At 61.3% G+C, this 23,139-nt stretch carries 24 protein-coding genes; 18 read left to right on the forward strand and 6 right to left on the reverse strand.

Annotated features, from left to right (window positions below; genetic code table 11):
- Window position 1: 1 nt before the first annotated feature.
- Window positions 2–214 carry a hypothetical protein gene (locus ACVIGB_RS03310; RefSeq protein ID WP_456718163.1) on the reverse strand — a complete coding sequence of 71 codons (213 nt, stop codon included), beginning with the start codon at window positions 212–214 and terminating at the stop codon, window positions 2–4.
- A 2-nt stretch (window positions 215–216) separates the two neighbouring features.
- A complete protein-coding gene (locus ACVIGB_RS03315) occupies window positions 217–399 on the reverse strand; it encodes a hypothetical protein (RefSeq protein WP_456718162.1) in 183 nt (60 codons plus the stop codon).
- A 190-nt stretch (window positions 400–589) separates the two neighbouring features.
- Here ACVIGB_RS03315 and ACVIGB_RS03320 point away from each other — a divergent pair, with 190 nt between their 5' ends.
- The 13 genes from ACVIGB_RS03320 (at window position 590) to ACVIGB_RS03380 (ending at window position 14,703) form a co-directional block, all read left to right on the forward strand.
- Window positions 590–4,915, forward strand: coding sequence for a beta strand repeat-containing protein (locus tag ACVIGB_RS03320; RefSeq protein WP_456718161.1), 4,326 nt, complete (start codon window positions 590–592; stop codon window positions 4,913–4,915).
- Window positions 4,916–5,195: 280 nt separating this feature from the next.
- Window positions 5,196–5,540: a hypothetical protein gene (locus tag ACVIGB_RS03325; protein ID WP_456718160.1), complete on the forward strand. Its 345-nt coding sequence runs from the start codon at window positions 5,196–5,198 to the stop codon at window positions 5,538–5,540.
- 13 nt (window positions 5,541–5,553) lie between these two features.
- Window positions 5,554–7,479 carry an AAA family ATPase gene (locus ACVIGB_RS03330; RefSeq protein WP_456718159.1) on the forward strand — a complete coding sequence of 642 codons (1,926 nt, stop codon included), beginning with the start codon at window positions 5,554–5,556 and terminating at the stop codon, window positions 7,477–7,479.
- Window positions 7,476–8,480, forward strand: coding sequence for a metallophosphoesterase family protein (locus tag ACVIGB_RS03335; RefSeq protein WP_456718158.1), 1,005 nt, complete (start codon window positions 7,476–7,478; stop codon window positions 8,478–8,480). Before ACVIGB_RS03330 ends, ACVIGB_RS03335 begins: the two co-directional genes overlap by 4 nt.
- A 30-nt stretch (window positions 8,481–8,510) precedes the next feature.
- Window positions 8,511–9,350, forward strand: a complete 840-nt coding sequence (locus ACVIGB_RS03340; RefSeq protein ID WP_456718157.1) for a DUF433 domain-containing protein — start codon at window positions 8,511–8,513, stop codon at window positions 9,348–9,350.
- Window positions 9,351–9,578: 228 nt separating this feature from the next.
- Entirely contained in the window at window positions 9,579–10,253 is a 675-nt protein-coding gene (locus ACVIGB_RS03345) for a hypothetical protein (RefSeq protein WP_456718156.1), read from the forward strand.
- A gap of 292 nt (window positions 10,254–10,545) precedes the next feature.
- The gene (locus ACVIGB_RS03350) at window positions 10,546–11,055 is read left to right on the forward strand and encodes a hypothetical protein (RefSeq protein WP_456718155.1); all 510 of its coding nucleotides are present in this window, start codon (window positions 10,546–10,548) and stop codon (window positions 11,053–11,055) included.
- Window positions 11,056–11,080: 25 nt separating this feature from the next.
- Window positions 11,081–11,530: a hypothetical protein gene (locus ACVIGB_RS03355; protein ID WP_456718154.1), complete on the forward strand. Its 450-nt coding sequence runs from the start codon at window positions 11,081–11,083 to the stop codon at window positions 11,528–11,530.
- Complete coding sequence (locus tag ACVIGB_RS03360) at window positions 11,508–12,011, forward strand: hypothetical protein (RefSeq protein WP_456718153.1); 504 nt, start codon at window positions 11,508–11,510, stop codon at window positions 12,009–12,011. Before ACVIGB_RS03355 ends, ACVIGB_RS03360 begins: the two co-directional genes overlap by 23 nt.
- Before the next feature lie 291 nt (window positions 12,012–12,302).
- On the forward strand, window positions 12,303–12,482 hold the full coding sequence (locus ACVIGB_RS03365; RefSeq protein WP_456718152.1) for a hypothetical protein: 180 nt from the start codon (window positions 12,303–12,305) through the stop codon (window positions 12,480–12,482).
- Between the two features lie 164 nt (window positions 12,483–12,646).
- The gene (locus ACVIGB_RS03370; RefSeq protein WP_456718151.1) at window positions 12,647–13,501 is read left to right on the forward strand and encodes an EF-hand domain-containing protein; all 855 of its coding nucleotides are present in this window, start codon (window positions 12,647–12,649) and stop codon (window positions 13,499–13,501) included.
- A 74-nt stretch (window positions 13,502–13,575) separates the two neighbouring features.
- A complete protein-coding gene (locus ACVIGB_RS03375) occupies window positions 13,576–14,046 on the forward strand; it encodes a hypothetical protein (protein ID WP_456718150.1) in 471 nt (156 codons plus the stop codon).
- 96 nt (window positions 14,047–14,142) lie between these two features.
- Window positions 14,143–14,703 (forward strand): hypothetical protein, encoded by a 561-nt coding sequence (locus tag ACVIGB_RS03380; protein ID WP_456718149.1) that lies wholly within the window; start codon window positions 14,143–14,145, stop codon window positions 14,701–14,703.
- 51 nt (window positions 14,704–14,754) lie between these two features.
- Here ACVIGB_RS03380 and ACVIGB_RS03385 read toward each other — a convergent pair whose 3' ends face one another.
- The 3 genes from ACVIGB_RS03385 to dnaQ all read right to left on the reverse strand — a co-directional run bounded on the left by ACVIGB_RS03385 (window position 14,755) and on the right by dnaQ (window position 17,049).
- Complete coding sequence (locus ACVIGB_RS03385; RefSeq protein WP_456718148.1) at window positions 14,755–15,507, reverse strand: HD-GYP domain-containing protein; 753 nt, start codon at window positions 15,505–15,507, stop codon at window positions 14,755–14,757.
- A gap of 50 nt (window positions 15,508–15,557) precedes the next feature.
- Window positions 15,558–15,719 (reverse strand): hypothetical protein, encoded by a 162-nt coding sequence (locus ACVIGB_RS03390; protein ID WP_456718147.1) that lies wholly within the window; start codon window positions 15,717–15,719, stop codon window positions 15,558–15,560.
- Between the two features lie 619 nt (window positions 15,720–16,338).
- A complete protein-coding gene (gene dnaQ / locus ACVIGB_RS03395) occupies window positions 16,339–17,049 on the reverse strand; it encodes a DNA polymerase III subunit epsilon (protein WP_456718146.1) in 711 nt (236 codons plus the stop codon).
- A gap of 129 nt (window positions 17,050–17,178) precedes the next feature.
- Between dnaQ and ACVIGB_RS03400 the strand changes: the two genes are divergently transcribed.
- The 5 genes from ACVIGB_RS03400 to ACVIGB_RS03420 all read left to right on the forward strand — a co-directional run bounded on the left by ACVIGB_RS03400 (window position 17,179) and on the right by ACVIGB_RS03420 (window position 22,546).
- Window positions 17,179–17,625 (forward strand): hypothetical protein, encoded by a 447-nt coding sequence (locus ACVIGB_RS03400; RefSeq protein ID WP_456718145.1) that lies wholly within the window; start codon window positions 17,179–17,181, stop codon window positions 17,623–17,625.
- 249 nt (window positions 17,626–17,874) lie between these two features.
- Window positions 17,875–18,675, forward strand: a complete 801-nt coding sequence (locus tag ACVIGB_RS03405; RefSeq protein WP_456718144.1) for an SH3 domain-containing protein — start codon at window positions 17,875–17,877, stop codon at window positions 18,673–18,675.
- A gap of 18 nt (window positions 18,676–18,693) precedes the next feature.
- Window positions 18,694–19,725: a hypothetical protein gene (locus ACVIGB_RS03410; RefSeq protein WP_456718143.1), complete on the forward strand. Its 1,032-nt coding sequence runs from the start codon at window positions 18,694–18,696 to the stop codon at window positions 19,723–19,725.
- 258 nt (window positions 19,726–19,983) lie between these two features.
- Window positions 19,984–20,592, forward strand: coding sequence for a RusA family crossover junction endodeoxyribonuclease (locus ACVIGB_RS03415; RefSeq protein ID WP_456718142.1), 609 nt, complete (start codon window positions 19,984–19,986; stop codon window positions 20,590–20,592).
- Window positions 20,593–20,779: 187 nt separating this feature from the next.
- Window positions 20,780–22,546 carry a hypothetical protein gene (locus tag ACVIGB_RS03420; RefSeq protein WP_456718141.1) on the forward strand — a complete coding sequence of 589 codons (1,767 nt, stop codon included), beginning with the start codon at window positions 20,780–20,782 and terminating at the stop codon, window positions 22,544–22,546.
- A gap of 105 nt (window positions 22,547–22,651) precedes the next feature.
- Here ACVIGB_RS03420 and ACVIGB_RS03425 read toward each other — a convergent pair whose 3' ends face one another.
- Window positions 22,652–23,131 carry a hypothetical protein gene (locus tag ACVIGB_RS03425; RefSeq protein ID WP_456718140.1) on the reverse strand — a complete coding sequence of 160 codons (480 nt, stop codon included), beginning with the start codon at window positions 23,129–23,131 and terminating at the stop codon, window positions 22,652–22,654.
- Between the last annotated feature and the right edge of the window lie 8 nt (window positions 23,132–23,139).

A 23,139-nucleotide genomic window follows, 5' to 3' on the forward strand; every position in this document is an offset into this window, starting at 1 on the left:
ATCAGAGCTTCGGTGTGCTATCGTCGCCGGCAAAGGAGTCGTTCGGCTCATCCTTCACCTGATGCACCCCCGTGCCGTCGAAGGCAAATGCCTTGCCGCACTGCGCATCGTACGACACCAATAAACGCTCCGGCTCGATCAGGATCGTCGCATCGAGATCCGTTTCCCGCTTCCTGTGAGGCAAAAGCCTCGGATTGCCGCGATCGAGCTCCATGTTCAGGATCCGCCATCCCTGCGGATCTCCAGGTCGAACTTGCGGAAATCGGCGGCCGACATGCCCAAAAGGACGGGTCCAGCGTCGAACTGCACTGCGGGACCAGAATACTCCGCATTGTCGCGGATCCACTCTTGCGGCTCGAATAGCGCCTTCAATTCGGGGGCAGCCTTTGTCGCGCTCATTCTACTTCCTCGGGTGAGATTAGCCACACCATTAGCGGCCGCAAGGGCAAGGGCCTAACTAACTTGTCGAAGGAATGAAAATCGGCAAGTATCCTATCGACATTTCAAGGATTAGATTATCGTCTCTCTAGAGTGCGATTAGACCCATAGGCGGCCACGATCGACGCACGAATACCCGGGGGATCCCGACATGAGAATCTTCCAGAAGCTGATGGCAGTCGCCGGCATTATCGGGATGCTGGCCAACTCCGCCCAGGCGGCGACCTATTACTATTTCCGGGGCGGCGCCACCGCCCAGACGACGGCGCAAACGCCTCCTCCACCCAACAATACCGGGACGTTCGCCATCCTCGTGGACGGCCCGTCCGTCGCGCCGCGCGGCGACAACTATGTCGCAACCACCTACACCTACAACAGCGTCGGCTCGGTCACCTACTCGGTGCTGTCGGGCTCCCTGCCGCCCGGCATCTCGATCAATCCATCGACCGGCAGCATCACCGGTACGCCTACCATCAACGGCCAGACCCAGGCCACCATTCAGGCAATCGACGCGGCCACCAGCAACGTTGCGACCGCCATCCTCACGCTCGACGTCGTCGATCCGTTCGCGATCTCGGGCAATCCAGGCTCGATGGCCTCGGTCAACTCCCCCTATACGGCCGCGTTCTTCGTCTCCGGCGGCTCAACCCCCTACACCATGTCCGCGAGCGGACTGCCGCCCGGCCTCACCTTCAGTTACGCCACCGGCGCCATCCAGGGATCGATCTCCGGCTCTCCGACGGCCGCCGGCACCTACAACATCACGGTCACGGGCCGCGATGCCAACGGACTCACCGCATCCTATCCCTTCACCCTGAACGTCATCGGCGCGCTCTCGATCGCCGGCACGCCCCCGCTGACCGGCAACGTCGGTACCCCCTACACCGGATCGGTGAGCGCCTCCGGCGGCTCCGGATCCGGCTATACCTACGCGCTCGCCGCCGGCTCGCTGCCGGCCGGCATCACCCTGAAGAGCGCAACCGGCGTCATCAGCGGAACGCCGACCCTCGCCGGCGCCAAGACCGGCATCCGCGTCAAGGTCACCGATGCCGCCGGCGCCACCGCGACGTCGGCTGCCTTCTCGATCACGATCGCAGCGGCGCTGCCGCTGACGATCTCCGGCTCCCCGCCGAACACGGTCGAAGAAGGATTTACCTACTACACCCAGTGGACCGCCAGCGGCGGCACGGGATCCTACACCTTCACCCAAACCGGCGCGCTGCCGTCCGGCCTCGGCTGGGACGGCGCCGGCGCCCGCATCTCCGGCGTGCCCGCGCCGGGCACCGCCGGCAGTTATCCGATCACCATCAAGGTGACCGACGCCGCCTCGCACACCGCGACAACTTCCTACACCCTCACCGTCACCGCGCCGCCCGCGCCGCCGGTTCTCACCATCTCGGGCTCACCCTCTTCAATCGCCCATCTCACGCAAGCCTACAGCGCGCAATTTGCGGCTACCGGCGGCACAGGCGGATACGTCTATGCAATCGCCTCCGGCTCCCTGCCGCCTGGCATCTCTCTCGATCCCTTCTCGGGCGCGCTCGCCGGTGTGCCGACCGCGGTCGGTAACTTCCCAAACATCATCGCCCGCGTCAGCGACTCGTCGAACACCGCTGTCGCTTCCGCCCCGTTCACAATCACCGTCTCCGATCCCAATCCCCTCTCCATCGCATGGTCCCCGCAAACCGCGTGGAAGGTTGGTGATGACTTCTCGACGGCTGTCTCCGTATCGGGCGGCAATCCCTCCAGCTATACGTTCTCTTCCAGTGGCACTCTGCCTACGGGCGTTGCGCTGAACTCCTCCACCGGATCGCTGTCAGGTCAGCTCACCTCGGCCGGCAGCTTCCCGATCGCCATCACTGTTACCGACGGTATCCGTTCGGCCACGACGCAGCCCGCTGCGTTCACCATCAGCTGGCCGCCGATCGCCATCTCTGGCAATCCGGATGCGACCGCGACCGTCAATCTGGCCTATTCCGCGCAGTTCACTGCCAACGGCGGGGCCGGTGGTTACGTCTATCGCGTCGCGACCGGAATGCTGCCTCCTGGCATCGCGCTCGACACCGCGAGCGGGGTTCTCTCGGGTGCGGCCACGACTGCCGGGTCCTATACGGGGATCAGCATCGGCGTAACCGACGGGGTCGGCAATAACGCGGTCTCCACGACGTTCTCTATCGCCGTCAACGATATCGTGCAGCAGGATCCGCTGACCGTCTCCTGGAATCCGACGCTGACCTATCAAATCGGTAGCCCAATCATCGCGTCGATGGCTGCATCCGGCGGCTCCGGCCGTTACCATTTCAGCTATTCCGGCGCCCTGCCGCCCGGCGTGACGCTCGACTCCGCGACAGGCACCTTCAGTGGCGCGATGACCCCGGTCGGAATCTACGGACCGATCAAAATCACGGTCGACGACGGTGTCACGTCCGTCAGCTCGCAACCAATGACGTTCACCGTCAACTGGCCCGCGCTTGCGATCTCGGGGAGCTCCGACACTTCGGGCTTCCTCGGTCAGTCATATTCGGCGCCGTTTTCTGCGACCGGTGGCGACGGCAATTACATCTTCAGTCTCGCCGCCGGCACACTGCCACCTGGGCTGTTGCTGTCGTCGTCTGGTGACATTTCGGGTGTCCCATCCACGGTCGGGAGTTTTACCGGGATCAAGGTCCAGGTCGCCGATGGATCGGGGCATAGCGCTTCGTCGGATACCTTCTCGATCAACGTAACCGACGCGAACCCGCTGACTATCTCCTGGGCTCCGCAGACAACCTGGATCGTCGGAGACGCATTCTCCGCTGTGCCGACTGCTTCAGGCGGCAACGCGGCGTCCTACACTTGGTCCGTACAGAACGCCCTACCAACTGGAGCCGCGCAGAGCCCGGCCAATGGTGCTCTCTCGGGTACGTTGACAAGCACCGGCACTTTCGCTGGGGTCACCGTTACCGTGACCGACGGCTTCCGCACCGCGACCTCCAAGCCGGCAACGTTCACCGTCCTCGGCGGGCTTTCGCTCTCCGGCACGCCTCTGGCCCAAGGCGAGGAAAGCCAACCCTATTCATCACAGTTTGCCGCTTCAGGTGGAAGTGTGCCGTACACTTATTCGATCCAGTCTGGCGCGCTTCCGGCGGGCCTTGCGATCAATCCGACGTCTGGCTTGATTTCAGGCACACCAATCGTTGGATCAGCTGGCACCTACCCGAACATCATCGTCAAAGTGTCGGATACTGCTGGTCGATTCACTCAATCCGCAGCATTTTCGGTCACAATCACGAAGGCACCTGTCACGCTCAGCATCGTGAGCAACGCCTCAACCAATGGAACCGTTGGATCGAACTACAACGCAATTTTCACGGTCTCGGGCGGCAGTGCTCCGTATTCATTCGCCGAGACTGGCACGCCTGCAGGCCTGAGCTTTTCGCCGACCGACAATGTCGACGCTCTTTCCGGCAGTCCCACTGCTGACGGCAGCTATCCGATCACCGTGATCGCCACCGACAAAGACGGCAATCACGGCAGCTATAACTACACGCTGGTGATCCATAAAGCGCTGACAGTGTCGGGCAATCCATCGACCACCGCGACGGCCGGCTCAGGGTATTCGGCGCAATTTACCGCAACTGGCGGAGAGCCCTCCTACGTCTACGCGGTGGCGTCCGGCGCATTGCCTCCCGGGCTGTCGCTCGATTCTTCGAGCGGGCTCCTCTCAGGCGTCACTTCGACGCCCGGAACTTACACGTTCAGCATCGGCGTTACAGATGCAGGCGGTCAGATGGCCACGTCATCCGCTTACACCGTCAACGTCAACAACCAGACCCAGAGCAGCGGCGTCTACATCTGGTTCACCTGGAACGCGGTTAGCGCCTGCGATCCCCTCTATGAGAAGGACGTCGAGCTCGCCGCGTTGCCGCCAGGTGCCCAACTGATCTGGTCCACCAAGACCGATTTCAGTGGCTGCGGATATCAGGACAACTGGCTCATACAGCTCCCGACGATCGGAAGCGCACAAGGGCTCTCCTTCACGACGCACGGCGCGGTCGCCCTAGGAGCGGATCCCGAAGGAAATCCGAACTATTCCGACGGGTTCGAGTACACGGCCTACGTTTTCCCGATGAAGGATCAGGTCCCCTGCACGTCAAATCAGTATTGGCCGGTCTGCGACTCCACCGGAGGATACGGCATGGAAATCAGCGATACGATGCACGATTGGGGTCAAGGCTACATCCAGGACGGGACGTGGGCTTTCGCCATCTCGCAAGGACCAGTCTATGCGAGTCAGCCTGACCAGACCGTGCCGCTGATCTATCCGGCCAGCCCCATCCAAGCCCAGCATAATGCCGATTTGGGCGACACTGTCTATTCGATCGAAGCTGTCCTGACCGATCCGAGCCCTGCCCACTACGTCCAGTGGCCGGATGCCTACGTCAGCGGTCCCCCACCCGCACTATGCGACAGCTGTGGTTATGTCTTCGACTACTAATCGGTAACCTACCGAGATAGTTGCCTGGACTGTGCCTCAGCCATGTTAGGCACAGTCCAGGCCGCCTTCGGTAGCGCCTTCAAATCAGGGAGCCTTTTCCTTTCCGCCAAGGTGTCCCACCTTTTCCCCGCAACTAACCGGCCGGCAAGCAAAACTAGCCTTCTCACCACTTTTGAATCCTTGGGATTCGTGAATTGCGTTAATCTTGTTTGTTCGATGGCCATTGTGACTTCCCTTCCCTATCGGCAAAATGCGGGCACGATTTTCAGGACAAAATTTGATGAACAACCGGATACCCATGAGGCCGCCAGCCCCGCATCAGACGACGGAGGCCGGCGGCAGCCGAAGCGATCGCGACAACCAGCAGATTATCGACAACCTGCGCACGCGGCACGAAACGCTGAAATCAGACCGCATCCGGACAGAACACGATCTTGCGACCCACGAACAGGCGCTCGCCGCCGCTCGCAAGCAGGCTGTGGAAACGTTCGGCACGGACAACATCGAGAAGCTGCGCGAAATCGTCCGCGACAACTACCGTAAAAACACGGAGGCAACCGACGCCTACAGCGCCTCAATCGATGACATTGAGCGTCGACTCGCCGCTCTGCCTCCGACCGTCTGATACCGCCCCGCTCATGGACGCTCGCACCCCTTTGACTGACCGGGAGAGGATCGACGCCGCGCGACGCCGCGCCTCCCGCCTGCTCGGCGTGCGCTCCGCTTCCCTTGAGAGAAAGGCCGGCCTTGAACGGGACGTCGCCCTCGCAAAGGGACGCCACGCGCTGAAGGGCGACATTGATCGTTTTCTTGAAGAACTGCAGGCCGCAGCCCACCGGCGCAACACCGGATCCTTCGAAAAGCTCCTGACCTTGCTCGTCCAGGAGGTCCTGCCCGGCTCGGCGCCCATCGGCCTGGAGCTCACGACTGAGCGAGGTTTGCCTTCACTCGATATCTTCGCTCGTCGGGAAGACGGGATCTGCGAAGATATCTATGCCGACAAGGGCGGTGCCATCACCAACATCGTCTCGGCGGGCCTTCGCCTGATCGCCGCGGTGAAGTCCGGCGGCCGCCGTTTCCTGGTGCTCGACGAAGCTGATTGCTGGATCAAACCGTCGCGCGTTGCTGATTTCTACCGCGTGTTCCGCCAAGCTGCCGAACGGGTCGGCATCCAGTGCCTCGTGATCTCCCATCACCCGCATACGCTGTTCAGCGAGGGAATGCCCATCGCTGAATTGCAGGGTTCGCCAAACGGGGCGCAGATCGTCCAGCACAGCGACGTGTCGTCCCTGTGGACACCTGACAAGCGTGGCTTCCGTGCGCTTCGCGTGACCGACTTCCAGAACCTGCCGTCCGCTGAGATCAGGCTCGCGCCCGGCATCACCGTCCTGATCGGCGACAACGATCTCGGCAAGAGCTCGATCGTTCGGGCTCTTGCCGCCGTCTTTTATGGCGATTCCCGCGACAGCCTCATCCGCCACGGTGCCAAGGCCTGCACCGTTGAGATCGACTTGGAAGACGGTCACCGCCTGTGCTTCAGCCGAAAGCTGCGCCGCAACCCCGTCAACATGTGGTCGCTCCACGGCAGCGATGACGAAGTGATCGAACAGGACGGTATTCGCTACGAAACCGGCGGCCGATCGGTCCCGGACTGGGTTGCAGAAAAAACCGGGATTGCGCCGGTCGACGAGCTTGAGATCCACATCGCCAATCAGAAGCAGCCGGTGTTCCTGCTGGCCGATCCGCCGCCAAAGCGCGCGTCCGTCCTGTCCGTCGGCCAGGAATCGAGCCATTTGCGCGAAATGATCGCGATCCAGCGCGAACGCAATGTGCGGGACCAGGCCACAATTCGCGAAGGCGAGCGCGAGCTGACCGAGCTTGCCGCGCGCGTCGCGTCCCTTGAAGGTATCGAGGACATCGAAACATCGGCCGACGAATGCGTCCGCCTTCTGGATGAGGCCGCAGTGGCGGCCCACGAAGCGGCTCGCGCTCAGGAATTGGTCGGACGCTTCGAACAGTCGCTGGCGGCGGTCGCCGCCTGCCGTGCACGCCTCTCGGTTCTTGACGATCTGCCGAGCGACACGACGCTGCGGGAGCTTTCCGAGTCATCCCGTAAGATCCTCGACGGGATGGCCTTCGTGAATGATCTCACGACCTCGGTGCTCCACACCCAGGCGCTGCGCAACCGCGCCGCTGTGCTGGCCGGAATTCCCGCTTCCCCCGAGCTCGTCCCGACGGATGCGTGTGAGGCACTCGTTGAGACCATCGCGACCTCCGAGGCCAGCGTCCGGCTGCTCAACGAGCGCAAGGCTATTCTCGCCGGCTTACCCCCGGATGCGCCGACGATCGTCGAGAGCGAGAGGCTCATCGAGACGGGCCGCACCATCGCAGCCCTCGCCGGTCAGATCTCCCATACCCGCAACGCACTCACCGAGATCGACGGAAAGATTCATGGCGTCATGACGGAAACCGACGCCCTCCTCGCCGAGATGGGCAATGCCTGCCCCACCTGCGGCCAGCCAGTCGCGGGCGCGGCTCAATTGCTCCGCGAGACACACCGATGAACCCGATCAGCAAGTTCCGCCGGGCCATGGGCCTCGCCTTCATCGGCGATCCGCACTTGTCGACATTGCGTCCTGGACGCCGGAAGGACGCCGATTTCGGCACCTCGGTGCTCACCAAGATCGAAGCCATCATTGACTACTGCAATGAGCACCAACTGATACCGGTCTTCACCGGGGACATGTTCGACAGCCCCGAAACGCGCACGGGCCTGGTGACCAAGCTGATCCGCACCCTCGGCCGCGGCTGGACCTATTCCATCACCAACACCGGCAACCACGACATGGAGCATACCGCTCTGTCGGACGGTGACAGTCTCGAGCTCCTGAAGGCCGCCAGCGTCCTCCTGGTGGTCTCCAAAAGCGGCCCGGTCGAGGAATTCCTGCTCGGCGAAGATCAGGTGCGCGTCGGTCTGGGCATGACGCCCTACGGCCAGCCCATTCCCACCGACGTCGCGGAGCACTTCCCCGAGGCGGCGACCGTGGTCTGGTGCACCCATCACGATCTGATGTTCAAAGCGTACCCCGGCAACGTCCAGCTCCACGAGATCCTGGGCTGTTCGCTGGTCGTTAACGGACACATCCATATCGAGAAGCCGGACGAGATCCGGGGCGAGACACGCTGGACCAACCCCGGCAACATCACTCGCATGGCCATCGACGCGCTCGATCACGTGCCTGCAATCGCCGTCTTGCGTCCCGGCCATGATATCGAGATCGTCCAGTTCCCCGATCCGCCAGACCTTTTCGATCTCACCGGATACCACGTCGAAGCGGCGTCGGCCGGCGAGACCGCGCGCGTGATCCGGGAGGAAACCAGCGCATTCGTAGAGCTTCTGAAGAACGAAAGCTCGATGGAGCTCAACAAGTCCGACGATGGCGCCCTGCTCCGCGAAGAAATCGAAGCCAAGTGTGATACAGAGAAGTCCCCGGCCGCAGTGCGGGCGATCATGATGTCGCTCCTCGAAGAAGCCGTCGCGCGCGCCAATGGCATGCGGGCCTAAAACGCCGCGCCGCACAGGATTTTTACTCGCATGACTGAGGTTGTTCGGGACCCCGCAATCATGAGTGGCGAGCCGACGATCAGCGGGACTCGCATCCTCGCCACCACGATCCTCACCTACCTGAGAGACGACACGCCCGCGGAGGACATCTTCCGGGAGTTTCCAAGCCTGCCAGTCGACGGCATTGACGCCGTATCCCGGTGGGCGGAGGCGACTTACGGCGCGGACTGGAGATTTCGCGGACTGCCGCCGTTCTCACTGGAGCACTACGAGCTCGATCGAGATCCCGACGAAACCGACGAAGAATATGCGGGCCGGCTCGCGCTGTTCGAAGGCACCGGCCTGACCGGGCTTGGCGGTTCTCCAGAGCTCGACGACGGTCGGTTCGAGATCCTGGCCGGCGCCCACCTTCCATTTGAAGACCCCACCGAGAGCCACGAACACATCGTGATGAACATCTTCGGCCCGCTCAAGCCGGCAATGGATCTCATCGGCTGCCGCACCTACGTTCGGATGGCCATTCGATGCGACACATCCCCTGCGACTGAACTTCGCCCCGACATCCTGGTCCGCCGCGGCCCGATCGGGGACCGGACCTACATCGACGATCCGATCGTCGTGATCGAGGTCATGTCGGCCCGCTCGAAGACCCGCGATGAACGTCTCAGGCACTCGTTCTATTGGAATGCGCCGACCGTTCGGCACATCGTCCTCGTGGACGCCGAACGCATGGCGGTCGTGCACGACCGGCGGGTCGAAGGGGGATGGGACCGGACAACGCTCTCGGACCCTAAAGCTCTGATTGAGCTGACCGAAGTCGGTCATTCCATTTTGCTCGAGGACATTTATTTCGGGAGTGCGCGCGAGTAGGAGGCCTCAATTGTGCAACGACCGTTGCACAATTGAGGCCTCCTACTCGTTCCCCATTTCCCCGCCCGCCCTTACGCTATCTCCCCGCTAGGGCGGCATCCGGCGTGCAGGCGCATATCGATTACGAACCGTCAGCCGACTTCCGAAACTTTTATCGATTGCTCTAAAAGTCGTTTTATTCAACCCCTGTAATCTCCGGTTGCATTCATCGTTTCCGAGAGACCCACCATGGCCGCGTTTATCAGCGTTCTGTCCCTTTTCGGGATAGTCATTGGACTGTTCTCCGTCGTCTATCCTCCTCGCCAGCTACTTATCGACAGCCGCCGGAAAGCAATGGTCGTCCTCGGAGTCTCCATAGCCATTTTCGTGGTTTCCGCCACTGTGGACGGCTCTGGCCGGCGACTGGAACAGCCGCAGCAGGCGCTGGCGGACTCTCCCCCGCCCCAAAAATCCACCGCCCAGATGATCGATGAGGCGTGCAGTGCCGCCGGCGCCGTCCCGAACTGCAAGGACGTATTGACCAAGCAGATGGCAGACGAAGCCGCTCACCCGAGAAAGCTCGAGCCGTCACCAGTCATCCAACGCGCGGGAGAGTGCAAATCTGACTGGCATCAATGCTCCGACAATAGCGACCTAATGAACCACTTCGCTGACATCACACGCGGAATGGTTACCTGCAGGTACGCGGCAGAGAAGCTTGCAAAATATGGTTCGCCTACCTTTCCGTTCTTCGCGTTCGGCAGCTTCTTGCCAGGCTCCGATTACGCCAGAACCGGCATCGCGGTCCTCATCGAGAAAGACGCCCAGTTCCAGAATGGATATGGAGCGATGGCGCACACCTCCGTCACGTGCAAATACGATCTGAACACACAGCACGTCGTTGACGTGAGCATTGCCGATTGACCAATCGCTTCGGCCGAAGAAGACGGAACGCACACTCCTCCGCAAGCATATGCGTTGCTGATCAGCGCGCCTTCATGCACAGAAATGCCGCCCGTCGCGTAGACCGCTGCGCGCAGCTGATCGCGCACGCCGCAAGCGGCGCCACCCCCGCTTTCCACCGGAAACCGAACGCTTAAAAAAGAATTATTTTTTGCTCACCTACCCCCATTGACGCATGCTGCCGTCAGTATTCGAATCCTTGAAACAAATCCTTCACACAGGGGCGCGATTCGCGTCCGGAGACTGAGACGTAATGCCCGAATTCAGCGCGTCGCCGCCGTTCCCGAACACCCGCGGCCCCCTTCAATTCGCCCGCATGGCAGCAGAAATGAATGCGCTGCACGCTCGTCTCTCCCCGTATGTCGGTGCCAGCGCGATTGCGCGCGCCAACGCATGGATCTCCGCCGGCGACACCGGAAATGCCTCGCGCGCGATCTGGAGCCACATGAACGGGGTCGCCGGCGCCAATCCCGGCCACAGCGAGGCCGCGCCGCTCGATGTCGGCGAATTCACCCGTTGCGTGCGCCTCTACGCGTTCATGCCGGAATGGCACGCCCGCCGGCACGAGATGGGCGAACTGAGCCGCCCGTGGCACGGGCTCTGCGAGCACTGGGACGAGCTGGAAGCAAGCCTCCTTGCCGAATCCGGCATGTTCTACGAGAAGCGCCTGGACTGCCCGAAGACCCATTCCAAGCTCATGACCGTGTGGGCTTCGATCTGGTGCGAGCCGCAGGCCGAATCCGCCTCCGCTCCCTCCATCTGACCAGCCGATCCTGCCGGAGATTCCCATGTCCAAGTGGAACAGCAACCTGAGGACCCGAGAGGATTACGAGCGTCGCATCCGCGAACTGGTCCAGCGATACGAAAACGGCGACAACTCAGAGCGCCAGTTCGACGAGATCGAGGTACTTGCGTTTGCCGCTTATCGCGACCCCGAGTGCGACACGGGACGCGGCCGGATGCGGCTTTCGCAAGCCTTGGCAATGTTCAACAATACCTCTCCGGCGGAATTCAAGCAGGTCTTCGACGTGCCGGATATCGCCCGCAATTTCGAGATCAACTACGTCCTGGTGAAGGAAGTCGCCGGCCGGAACGTCGGGATGTCCATCATGAAGGACATCCTCACGGAAACCGGTCATATCCCTACGGTGTGCATGCGGGCGCTCGGACGCCTCGTTTCCCCGGCCAGCCGCCACGTCAAGAGCCGCCCGACCCATGAGCTCGCTCACGCCATTTGAGCTCGCCGACCGAGCTCTCTCCCTGCACCAACCCTGGGCGAGCCTCGCTGCCCTGGGGTACAAACCCTTCGAAACACGATCCTGGGCGCCGCCGGTCTGGCTCATCGGCAAGCACTTCGTCGTCCATGCCGCCAAGACGATCTGCCGTAAGCACGACGACAAGACGCATTGCGCAATTTCGGCTGCGATCGGCGAGGATTGGATCGACACGCTGCCGCGCGGTGCTGCGCTCGGGATCGTTCGACTTCTCGGCGCGTGGAAAACGGGCAATTCGGAAGCGGTCCCGTTCGCGAGAGAGCGCCGCGTGGAACTTGTCGACAAGGTCGCCGGCAGCCCCGATCTAGATTACGCCGACGTCGATCCCTTCGGCGACTATTCGCCAGGCCGCTGGATCTGGCGGTTGACGGACATCGCTCCATTCGACGCGCCGGTCCCGGGTCCAGGGTTGCAGCGTCTCTGGCGCTGGCCGCGCGCCGGCTAGACGAAAGACTATAGTCAAGAGAACGTCGAAGGATGGGGCCGTGGTCCGCCCGGCTTGGTCTGCACGACAGTGACGATCATCTCCGGCTGTAGCGAGGAGTGTCCGTCCGGCACCGACAATTCTGTCCGACGATCACAGCCGCTTCCTGCACCGCCATCGCAAGGCTCCGTTTCCATTGGATCACCGAGGTTTATGGGGATAGCCCCCGATAGGCAAGGGTCTCTGGCGTTGCACGCCTCGCGGCCAAGGCCGATATTCGCCCATCGGTTAACGCGCCAAAAGGAGATCATGATGGTCGCCAAGGATTCGACTAGCTACCCCTATCTCGCGGTCGCGCAGCACTATGGTGTGCCGTATTCAGAGGTTCTCGCCTACGCCGAGCGCATCCCCTCCGCCACGCTTCAGCGCTCCGAGGCCTGGCAACTGGCGACCTGGAACGCGTGGGATCGCCTCCAAAAGAAGACCGCGTGATGCCTCGGATTTGGGGCGGCGGGAGTATTGTCCTGACCATGGCGCTTGCGTTGGCGGCAGTCTCGCCGACACGCGCTGCGGACGACTTTCTGCGCTTCAAGCCGAAGCCTAAGCCGGTCACCTCCGAGATCGTCAGGCAGGCCGAAGTCGCTGCGCAGCGACTGATGGACAAGCTCGACGTCAATCTCGATGGTTATGCTGACATGGCTGACGCCGAATCCGTGGTCGCCCGCGGCATCGGGCCGGCCGAGACCCTCGCTGTCCAGGGAGCCATGCGTTACGACCTGGACGACGACGAAAAGATCACTCCCGACGAGGTGAAGGCCTTCGCACGCCGGGTCTTCGATCTGCTCGCAGATCCCGAGACGGGTCGGATCCCGGGTCGCGACGAAGACTTCGACGCATATCTCCAGCACGAGCTGGATCAGTTCAAGCTCTGGGACCGCAACCACGACGGGATCGTTACCCGCGAGGAGGTGATCTCCTTCGTCGCCTCCGAGGATCCGCGCAGGACCGCGGCCGTCCGCGATGAGTATCGCAATTACATCGAAACGATGGACAAGGATCACGACGGCCGGATTTCGATCGATGAGATGACGGCTGCGTTCGTAACTGCGGCCACGTTCCCCGAGAAGACAACCGATCCCAAGCCCATCCCGTCCCTTGGTCGCGGCCTTCCTGTCGCTCAGTTCGTGTCGATCCAGGCGACCGAGATTCTGCGGGAATTCGGGGCCGGACCAGACGAGCTCGTCACTCGCGACCAGGCCGTGCAAAAGGGCGGCCAAAACTGCTACCTGCTATCCATGGACCAGGAGGGCGACGGAACGATCACTCGCGCCAAGATCGAGCGCCGGGCCCGCGCCGCGGCCGCGATCGCCGATGTCGACAAGGACGGCATGCTGTCTCGCTCCGAACTGATGGATGCCTGGGCGATGCTCCATGGCATGAAGACCTGGCAGCTCCCCGATGGCGCCCCAGCGGATCGCGCAGATACCGAACACGACCGGGCGGCTCACTGATCACATCTTGCTCCTTGCAAGACGACAAGCGACCGTGATCCCAACCACTTCAAACACCACGAGCGCGCTGTCCCATGAGCAATGAACGCACCTACACGCAAGCGGAAGTCCGTGAGATCTTGGGCCTCGTTCTGACCCATGACTGGATCCCGGAAGACGTCGCCCAGCAATCGACGTCCGGCGCCGTCCGCGATCTCTTCACGAACCATGTGTCGGGCGATCTTCGCCATTGGGGCGCATTCGCCGAAATCGTCGCCTTCACCTACGATTCCGGCACACTGGAAATCACAGCGGTCGCGCGGACCACGTCATTCATCGGCGACCCGCAGGAGACACTGATGCAACAGCTCCGCGATGCCGGTTGGGATGGCGAAAGCTCCATGGAGTTGTGGGGACAGCGTCATCGCTGGTCGAGTGACCGCGGACCGGAGTGCTTGGACTCGATCGACCGTTCGTTGAAGAACAGCGAGTCCTTGGGTACCCTCGTTCAGACGGCGTGGAAGCTCGAGCCTGGGCCGATCGCCGCCCAAGGCAGAGCTCCGTAGTCTCAAGGATTCATTTTTATTCGATTCTCCGGTTCCAGGCTCATCATTTGTTTGCAGGCCGCATGCAAATAAGGGGACCGGAGAAGAATGCGCGCAATGTTTCAGCCAACACGGATGCCACGAACGCCCCAGATTCGGGTCCAGCCCGCCAAGATCAGCCATCTCACGGCCGTGGTAGCGGACCCTAAACTCGAGTCTCGCAGGCAGACCGCCCGCCTGATCACCCATCTCGGAATCAAGACGGTGCACGAATGCTCGGTGGATTCACACCTCCCCGACCAGATCGACCTGCTGGCACCCGACGTACTGATCACCGACTGGAGCAGCGAGACGGTCAAGCTGGTCGCCGCCATGCGGCGCATCCGTAACCCCCTGTTCCCTCGTAATGAGACCCCGGTGATCGCGATCACGCCGGCGCTCACGGTCACCGGCGCCAGGGCCCTGCTCGCAACTGGCGTGAATTCCATCGTCATGCGGCCGCTGTCGCCAGCGGCACTCTTCGGCCACCTCTATCAGAGCACGATGGAGAGACGCCCCTTTGTCAAAACAGCCGATTACTTCGGCCCGGAACATCCTGGGACGCAGGAGGATTCCGGGGCGTTGATCCGCGCGCTGCGCAAGCTGGACGAGCCGGAACCAGCCGTCCAGGCCGCCTAGAACCCCCGGATGGATGGCGTCCGGGACCGAGGTCTGGTCCCAGCTGGGCACCTACACTCCGAGCGCCGCGACAATCTCGGGGGGCGTGGGCCAAACGCCGGTAAAACTTGAAAGGCGCTCGCGGTCCTCTGGTGAGGCATCAAGGCTGCGGTCACACAGTCGCATCTCGACGAACAGCTTCAGAAGGGTTGGATCGAACGCTTTTCGGCCAATTGCGGGTGCATCGCCTTCCGAAATCATCATCACCAGTGCCTGCCCTTCCGGGATGGAGGCCTTGTATTCGCGCTCGGCGGTCAGCGCCTCGTGGACATCGGCGATCGCAGCGATCCGCGCCGTCAGCGGGATCTGCGCCCCCGACAGCCCGAAATAGCCCATTCCGTCCGAATAGCGCTCATGGTGGTACTTCGTGATGTCCAGCGTCGCCTGGGGCGCGCCCGGCACGTCGAGCAGGCCAAAGCCGAACGCGGCATGAAGCCGCATCTCGCGCCGCTCCGGCTCATTCAGGGCGCCCGCCTTGTACAGGACTTCCTCGCGAACTGCGATCTTGCCGATATCATGAAGCAGGCAAGCATCCCGGACTTCTTCGATCTCGGAGGGAGACATGCCAAGCTCGCCCGCAAGCGCCGTGGCCCGCTCGGCGACGCGCATCGCGTGCACCATAACGCCGGGACGCTGCTCCTCCTGGAGGATCAACAGGCGCAGCCGGCGGCGCTCCCAATCGTCGCCTGCGGCCTCCCCAGTCAGGAAGCGCACCAGACGAGAGGAGACCTCCTGCTCGTTATCAGCTGCAAGAACCGGTTCCATGGGGCAAGCGTCCCACGGTGGTCTGCATGTCGCAATCGCGAAGGATTCGCTTATTCCCGGGATTTTGCGGGCCGAGGCCGACTCCGGCGCTCGCGGGCGACGACATTGAGACGCTCGAGCTCCTCGACGTCTCCGGAATTCAGCGCGGTCCCGTAGGCGCGCTCGAACGCATCTTCATCCGGCACATTCTTGCTCTTCTTGTCGGAAGCCATCGTATCCTCTCGGGTCGCCGCCCAAGCATTCGATTGCCTCATCAGCGGTTAACCAACCGATAACATGGGTGCAATTGTGGAGGAACTCCCAAGGACCGTTGACGCAAGCTGACCGTCCCCGCAAATGGAACAAAATGCCCGCAACGTACAAACAATCCGATGTTCCTGATTCTGCTCGTCCACGCCGCCAAAGCCCTCATCGGCGGTCTTCGACCGCTCTTTGCCGACCGCAAGAGATGATCGCAACGCTTCCGCGAATTGTCTCGTCGTTCGACCGTCGCTTCCCGGAACTGCGATCCCCTGAGGATAGCGCTGGCTTGTGCTGCTGGGCAGCCGGGCTGTTCGCCAGGGCGGTCCCCGGCGCGCGCGTAGTCTACCTGCTAGGGTCAAGGCGAACCTTCCGCGATCGTGTCGACAATTATCCTGCCCGAGACCCCTACTTTTTCACGCCGTCACTGTCGTCCGGGGGCAGGCATTCGATTGGACGCGGCGGCAATTGGAGCCGCACGCCTCCCATCCCTTCGTTCAGCCGGCCGCCGACCTCCGCCGAGACTGGGTCCGCGTCGGCCGATCTCCTGATGAGTTGGGGCTTTAATCAGCCATTTCCGCCGGCAGAGCCTTACGCCGCAGTCGCCTTCCAGATCGGATTCTTGAGCTTGGCAACGAATGCGTCGTGACGGGCCATTTCCGCTTCGCTCGGCGCCGAGACGATGACCGCCCGGGGCTGCAGAGCAATCTTGCCTGCCGCTTGGACCGCGACCACGGTCTCCTTCGTGCCGAACGCGTGTGAAAGCCCCCAGACGCCAAACATCTTCATCGCCATCTCGGCGAGAAGCTCTGAGTCCAGAAGCGCGCCGTGTCCCTTTTCGCGCCGCGAGCGATCAACCTTCAGGCGGTCGCACAGGGCATCGAGCGAATGCTGCGCTCTTGGATATCTGCGCTGCGCTTCCCGCAAGGTGTCGATGACCGTGCGTCCCTTTCGAAACACGGGGCGCTTCAGCCTTGCGTACTCGGCGTCGAGGAATGAGAGATCGAATTCCGAGTTGTGAATGACCAAGGGACAGTCACCCAGGAACTCGAGAAAGCTGTCAGCGACTTCCTCGAAGAGAGGCTTCTCGGCCAGGAATTCATCCGACAGCTTGTGGACATTAAAGGAGTCCCCCACGGTTCGTTCCGGATTGAGGTAGGCATGATAGTGCCTGCCCGTCAGAATTCCGTTGCGGAACTCGACCGCACCCAGTTCGACGATGCGGTGTCCCTCCGACGGCTTGAAGCCAGTCGTTTCGGTATCCAGAGAGACGTAGGAGACGTCCGGTTCGATCTTCACCATAAGCCAACAATCCTTTTCGCTGGCCTCATTCGGGCGCCTATGGTGGACAGTGTCAACGGGGACTCCAAGGATTCGACCGATATCCAATGAGTTCGCCGAACCGTGGCCGCCGATTGTGGAGACTTCAAATTGCTTCCGGAGATCCCAGACACGTCCGAGAGTCACCATGCCGATGCCTCCCAAGCGGCTTCGACCCGATCAGCAAAGATCACGCTTGCATCGATTGCTCTCTGGACCGCCCTGGCCGCACTGATCTGGCCGCACACGAGCTTCTCGGGGGCCGACGCCGAAAAGGCCTTCGAAGACATCGAGCGAGAAAGCCGGGCCCAGAGCCCGGGACTCGCGGCCGGCTGCATGGTCGATCTTTTCTCCTACGGACGAGAACGCATGAAAGGAGCGCTTGCTCGAGACTATCCGTCCTCACGGCGTTTCTACATCAGCGCTGCCGAGCCAGCGCAACGCTATCTGAATTCCGGCTGCCCGACCGGCCCATTCCTCGCAGTGACCGCCCTCGTTAACGAGAAGGCTACGATCCGGCACGGAACCTTCCCGCTTTCCTCATCCGGCGGCGAATGATGCCGTCGACCGCGACAAGCGTCATCCTGACAGATGGGCGACATTCGAGCCTAGACTGGCAGTTGGATTTCCTGAGGGGACGACCCATCCGTATGCCCTGTTGAATTTTTCGCTGTTCGCAGCAACGCGGGCAGCCCGTTAACCGATTACCTTGATGCTTCCTGATCCTCTAGCAACCGTAACCCATCTGGGTCATGAAGACGCTTTCAAGCTCTATCCAATATTTGACGACTTTTGAGGTGAACCTCCGTGCGAAAACTCTTTGTGGCGATCCTTGCCTTTTCGGCTCCAGGCTCGGCGACCGCTCTCGCCGACGATCAGACACAGGTTGCCGAGCAACTCCTCGCGAGCGCGTTTGCGTGTCCGGCGCCGCCAACCAGTTACTGGGAGGCCGGCCAGGAGGTGAAGGACATCGAAAGATCAAGCTTCTCGGGAAGCACGACTGGATTCGTCGTCACCAGTCATGTCAGAGGCCTTTTTGATGCTCAGTTCATGTACGAGGATCGACAAGAGGTCCCCGGACCTCGCGAATCGCACCAAAGCTCAACGACCACTGCAAATTTCGCCGATTTGTCATCTTCCGAGATCGTTGCTGACGGCACATTGCCCTACCGACGAACCGGCAAATACCTCCGGCTCCATTGCAAATCCGATCGCAAATGCATTCGTGGGCGAATTTCTCGCGACATCGGCCCGCAAGACATGAGAGAATCGAGCTACGTTTCCGACGCGTCCCTCTTCTTGTTTTGTGACGACGCAAGCCGAGAAAATGCCAAAGCCGCCTTCGATGCGCTGATCGCCACGGCCAAGCCCGTGACGCCGCAGCTGACATCTCGTACGGTCAAGAGCGCGGCCTCGGGCGGTTACATCAACCTGCGTCAGGGTCCCGGGCTCGATCGCGACGTGATCGTCCAGATCCCCGCCGGCGAGACCATTGCCGTCGACGAAGCCGGCTGCAAGCCAGGCAGCGACGGCAAAACCACCTACCCCTTCTGCCCGGTCACCTGGAACGGCAAAAACGGCTGGGCCTCCTCCAGCGGATTCAACTAGGGCTTGGGAGTTTCCTCGGTGCAATGCTCGCTTCAACCATCGGTACTGAACCACATCGCCTGGCTGATCGGCTCCGTCATGATCCTGGTGCTGGGGTCAATCGCCCCCTCTTCTGCTCAGGACCTCTCCGCTATCAAAAGCACACTTGCCGCGAACCAATGCCCGACAACCAAATATTCGCACATTCACTATGATGATCGAAATTGCGGCTTCTCCGGGCAGAAGTCATGTGATCAGCAGTATAGCGTGTCGAGCCAAGCATGGCAGGATTGCTACCATCGGCTCCAGTTGTGTCATGATCAAATCGACGCCGACAACAAGGTCATTGACGAGTCAAATCGGATCTACGCCGGCTGCCACACCGAACAATCCTCCTCCGGTTCACCGAGCAGTTCCACTTCGTCTGATCTCGCAAGCCGCCTTGCCTCTCAGCAGGCAAGGAATACAAATTCTGACGACGCTCGGCGACAGCAGGATCGACAATTCAGCGACACCGTCCAGTCGGAGCAAGAGGCGTACAAGGCCACCGCGCAAAGGGACGCGCTTGCGAGATGCGCCGAGAATCACGAACAAGACTTGGCGACCTGTAGTGGTAACACCAGTCAGTACTACAAGGAGAATTTTCCAGCCGATTGGGTCAGGCTGGAAGGAAATACGTGCCGCACCACCGCGAGCGCTCGCCGGAACCTGTGCCAAACGCTCGCCAGAGGAGATCCCGACTCGCAAGCCGAAAGTCAACGTGAGCTTTTGCAGCGTGTAGAGATGACGCACCAGAACATCAGCAACAGCCTTTCAAGCTACCTTCCGCAACCTGAGCCCGCTGACGATTCCGGCTATATCTACCAGGCCCCCAGCCCGTCCTATTCCTATCAAGGCCGACCGCAACAGGCCCAGACTGCCCCGAGCCGACCGTCCCAGACATATGTTGCGCCTTCTCGCGGAGGATGCACGGGCGACTCCACGGCCTGTTCCGGCGGCGGTAGTGCGCCTCGCCCGTATGTCCCCCCGCCTCAGCCACGGTTTATCTCGCCGTCTGGTGCTGTCCGGTAGCCAGCGGGCGCATTGTCGGGGCCCGGCAACCTGGGACGACATGGAGCAGCTGGGCTTCCTCCACCAGTTTTCAATTACGGGCAGAATTCGTGATCCCGACTTCCACCCGTTCCAGTCCATCGTACCGCTCCACTAATCTCGGTGCCTTCGGCCGCTGACCGTCCGTTCAAATCGGTGAGCAGCTGCCGCTCAGCCCTTGCGCATTGCTGCAGCGACCGGCATCGTCGCCTGGAACGCAACGCGAACACGGGGACTTCGTTGGCCAGGATCAGCACCAAGGACGCCGAGCGGCTCGGCCTGATCCCGGGCGCCGACGGCCGCGTATCGACCGCGCGAAGGATTGGATTACGGCGGAGCGATGCACCGCGAGCTCACGCCAAGCGTGGCAGGCTGCGAGTCTCGCCCGAGAGCGGGCCGCCAATTTCGTTCTTCGTGCCAATCGAGCCGATCCCGAAGGCGCGAGCCCGAACAATGCTGCCAAAATCGCTGATCGAAAAGTGCTTCGTTCAATCGCGCGGCAACCTACTCGCGTTTCGCGGGCTGATCGACAAACTCAAGCATCACACCTACACGCCCGAGCGCACTGCGGCCTTCGAAAAGCAGGTCGCATTGCATGCCAACCGCGCCATGGCGGGAAGGCCAGCAATCGAGCGACCGCTCGCGATGCAGATGACCTTCGTGTTCGAGGGCGACGAGACCCTTTGGCCGACGGACTCCAGCGACGGTGACATGGACAATCTGGTCAAGGCCATCAAGGACGCTCTGAACGGGATCGCCTACAAGGACGACCGCCTGGTCGTCCTTGGCGAGCAAAGGAAGATCTGTGGCCGGGAATTCGGCGTTCACGTGACCTGCACCCCCCTCTAGCTGCCTTCAGCCTCAAAAGATCGCGGCCGTTGATCTCGGCATAGCTCGTTTGGGCTATGACAACACGCCACATGAGTGCGATGCCAGGTAAGACCGTTTCTTCAAATATTTGACGCGAAATTCGTCGCAAATGATCTGGAATTGCAAGCTTTCGACACTCTGCCGGCGGCTCTTTATAAAGGCTCTCTTGGCCTCCCTGGTTGGGCTCCCGACCTTATCGACGCCCGTCCGCGCCGTCGTTGGCACGCTAGACACCGACGACCATTTTCCTTTCGTCGTTCAGTTGAAAGCCGAAGCCAACGACGGCGCGCGCTGGAACTGCTCTGGCGCCGTTAGCATCACAGGTTTGGTGAGCACCGCCGCGCATTGCGTTTGGGATCCAGAGCATGGCCGCGTGAAGCGCATCAACGTCATCTACACAGACGCGGATGGGGTCTCTCACACTGTTCCGGACTACAAGATCTTCTATCCGAAGGAATTCGAACTTGCCTACTCGAAATGGTTCAACTCGAAAGGTGTCGCCTCGGCCGACGTCGTCGCGCTTAATTTCCATCTGATGTCCTTACAGGACATTGCATTTATTGTTCCGGCCGACAACGTCGAGGTCGAAGGCTTCCCACATTGGGCAACTGAACTGCTGGACGCACCCTCGTGTGCCTGGAGCACGAATGATTTCGACGTAACAGGCCAGCTTCCCCCCGAGCGCTGCCGAGGGAAATTCTCTGAGGCCAAGATGAAGGAACTGCTTGGCGACTATTCCGGCCTGCGAGCGATGGCCGTGGGTTACGGGATCTATTTCTGCAACGACTATCAACGTGAGCAAGGCCCGGACAGCTGCAAGTCTGACGGTCGCCGCCGATACGTTGAGGTGCCCCTGATTGCCGGGGTGCATGCCAACGGACGGATCTTTGCTCCTCCTGAACTCTGGTGTACCGGGCAAAACGACTTTGGCGTCAATCCAGTCCAGCACGGAGATAGCGGAGGCCCCAGGTTTATCCGAGCAAAGGACGGGCGATGGTTCTTCGTCGGTTATACGTCGGGCGGCAATAACGACGAAGAATGTGCCTCCTCCATTTTCATGCATCTCGACCTTTGGCGAGAGGCGGCCACCTACAAATCGAGGATTCACTATCACAACAGCTTCGGTGGCGCCGACAACTGGATGTCGCATCAGCTCCAACGATTCCTGTCCGAGTACCTCGAGAGTTGGTCCGGCCCAAATACAGAAACAATCCCTCGTCTGAAGACCTTTCATGACAACTGGCTGAATGGCTACACAGATTCCGACAATTATAGGTCGGACGTCCGATTTGCTGAACGATGGCCCAAACGCCGCTTTCGTATTTCTTCCGGCAGTGCTCCGAAGGTCGATGTCGGTGACGACGGGGATTCTCGGATTACGACTGACGTTGAATGGCGGCTCGAAAACCCGACAACGAACGAGTCGGCCGAAGGGCTCGTAACCGTCAAGGCACTGATCCGAACAGGTTGGCCCACTGAAGCCCAACTCGCTTACGGAGCCGCGGACAGTGGCCCATACTTCTCTTCCCTGAAATGCACGATCGTGCGGGGCGGCAACGAGATTGCCCCGTGGGGCTGCCATAAGGCTTCACCACCTCATTGGACCCACAATGGCTCAACAGTGAGGTTAAGTGCCAGTGGAACCAAGCGGGACTTCTTTTACATCTCGCCGCGTCAAGGTTTGATGGATATCGGCGTCCAATCAGGCACGCTGCTCTTCAGCGGTCGGCGATCCGGCGACTCTTACAGCGGCACGGCCTACATTTTCAACAAACGGTGCGGCCCGATTGGATACGCCGTCACCGGCGAAGTGGGCTCCGACGACAAGTCGGTAACCATGCACGGACCGGCTCCCCGAGTAGATTCAACCTGTCACGTCGTGTCCACCAAGGATGACACCCTGGTCTTCCAGTATGTGGAAGACGACGAGTGATCGAACACCATTCGCCCGTCGGGGCGCGCGCGCCGCAGATCCAATCCTTCCAGCGTGGCGCAATGCAGCGTCCAATCATCCTATCCTCTCTAACGTCGCCGGACTTCAGCGTTGGGGCGCTCTCGTTGCGCCAACCGCTTCCCGGCACTCGTTGGCGAGTTCATCCCCGCTTTTGCTGCCGTCACGACTGCGGCTGCAAATTCGGTCAAACTCACCAACAGCAGAAGCTGCCCGCTGTTCATCGATCGGCGGCCTCAATTTCACTTCACAGCATGCCCCACCGGCCCGCCACGATTGAATGAGCTCGGCGGCAATTTCCTCGGCCGATGGCGCCGAGACGGAGTGGCCGTTCGCGGCCGCCTGACGCTGCGCCTCCCTGACAGTCTTCATCCAGTCCACGGCGATCACCGCGCTGAGAGCGTTCCTGAACCGGGCCGGATCCCCGTAAGACACCGCCGCGGCGCGTTCACACCAGGCCCGCTCCTGCTGACAGCCCGGGTGCACTGTCGCAACGTCAAAGGCTCGTGCCGGTGCCTGCTGCGCGACCAGACAGGCCAGGGCGAAACCAGCGCCCAGGATCCTCATTGCAGCGT

The sequence above is a fragment of the Bradyrhizobium sp. USDA 4341 genome (assembly GCF_054063755.1).

What these genes read in the sequence shown, in the direction of transcription:
- ACVIGB_RS03310 (WP_456718163.1), bottom strand. Translation starts at nt 214, where the DNA reads ATGGAGCTCGATCGCGGCAATCCGAGGCTTTTGCCTCACAGGAAGCGG.
- ACVIGB_RS03315 (WP_456718162.1), bottom strand. Translation starts at nt 399, where the DNA reads ATGAGCGCGACAAAGGCTGCCCCCGAATTGAAGGCGCTATTCGAGCCG.
- ACVIGB_RS03320 (WP_456718161.1), top strand. Translation starts at nt 590, where the DNA reads ATGAGAATCTTCCAGAAGCTGATGGCAGTCGCCGGCATTATCGGGATG.
- ACVIGB_RS03325 (WP_456718160.1), top strand. Translation starts at nt 5,196, where the DNA reads ATGAACAACCGGATACCCATGAGGCCGCCAGCCCCGCATCAGACGACG.
- ACVIGB_RS03330 (WP_456718159.1), top strand. Translation starts at nt 5,554, where the DNA reads ATGGACGCTCGCACCCCTTTGACTGACCGGGAGAGGATCGACGCCGCG.
- ACVIGB_RS03335 (WP_456718158.1), top strand. Translation starts at nt 7,476, where the DNA reads ATGAACCCGATCAGCAAGTTCCGCCGGGCCATGGGCCTCGCCTTCATC.
- ACVIGB_RS03340 (WP_456718157.1), top strand. Translation starts at nt 8,511, where the DNA reads ATGACTGAGGTTGTTCGGGACCCCGCAATCATGAGTGGCGAGCCGACG.
- ACVIGB_RS03345 (WP_456718156.1), top strand. Translation starts at nt 9,579, where the DNA reads ATGGCCGCGTTTATCAGCGTTCTGTCCCTTTTCGGGATAGTCATTGGA.
- ACVIGB_RS03350 (WP_456718155.1), top strand. Translation starts at nt 10,546, where the DNA reads ATGCCCGAATTCAGCGCGTCGCCGCCGTTCCCGAACACCCGCGGCCCC.
- ACVIGB_RS03355 (WP_456718154.1), top strand. Translation starts at nt 11,081, where the DNA reads ATGTCCAAGTGGAACAGCAACCTGAGGACCCGAGAGGATTACGAGCGT.
- ACVIGB_RS03360 (WP_456718153.1), top strand. Translation starts at nt 11,508, where the DNA reads ATGAGCTCGCTCACGCCATTTGAGCTCGCCGACCGAGCTCTCTCCCTG.
- ACVIGB_RS03365 (WP_456718152.1), top strand. Translation starts at nt 12,303, where the DNA reads ATGGTCGCCAAGGATTCGACTAGCTACCCCTATCTCGCGGTCGCGCAG.
- ACVIGB_RS03370 (WP_456718151.1), top strand. Translation starts at nt 12,647, where the DNA reads ATGGACAAGCTCGACGTCAATCTCGATGGTTATGCTGACATGGCTGAC.
- ACVIGB_RS03375 (WP_456718150.1), top strand. Translation starts at nt 13,576, where the DNA reads ATGAGCAATGAACGCACCTACACGCAAGCGGAAGTCCGTGAGATCTTG.
- ACVIGB_RS03380 (WP_456718149.1), top strand. Translation starts at nt 14,143, where the DNA reads ATGTTTCAGCCAACACGGATGCCACGAACGCCCCAGATTCGGGTCCAG.
- ACVIGB_RS03385 (WP_456718148.1), bottom strand. Translation starts at nt 15,507, where the DNA reads ATGGAACCGGTTCTTGCAGCTGATAACGAGCAGGAGGTCTCCTCTCGT.
- ACVIGB_RS03390 (WP_456718147.1), bottom strand. Translation starts at nt 15,719, where the DNA reads ATGGCTTCCGACAAGAAGAGCAAGAATGTGCCGGATGAAGATGCGTTC.
- dnaQ (WP_456718146.1), bottom strand. Translation starts at nt 17,049, where the DNA reads ATGGTGAAGATCGAACCGGACGTCTCCTACGTCTCTCTGGATACCGAA.
- ACVIGB_RS03425 (WP_456718140.1), bottom strand. Translation starts at nt 23,131, where the DNA reads ATGAGGATCCTGGGCGCTGGTTTCGCCCTGGCCTGTCTGGTCGCGCAG.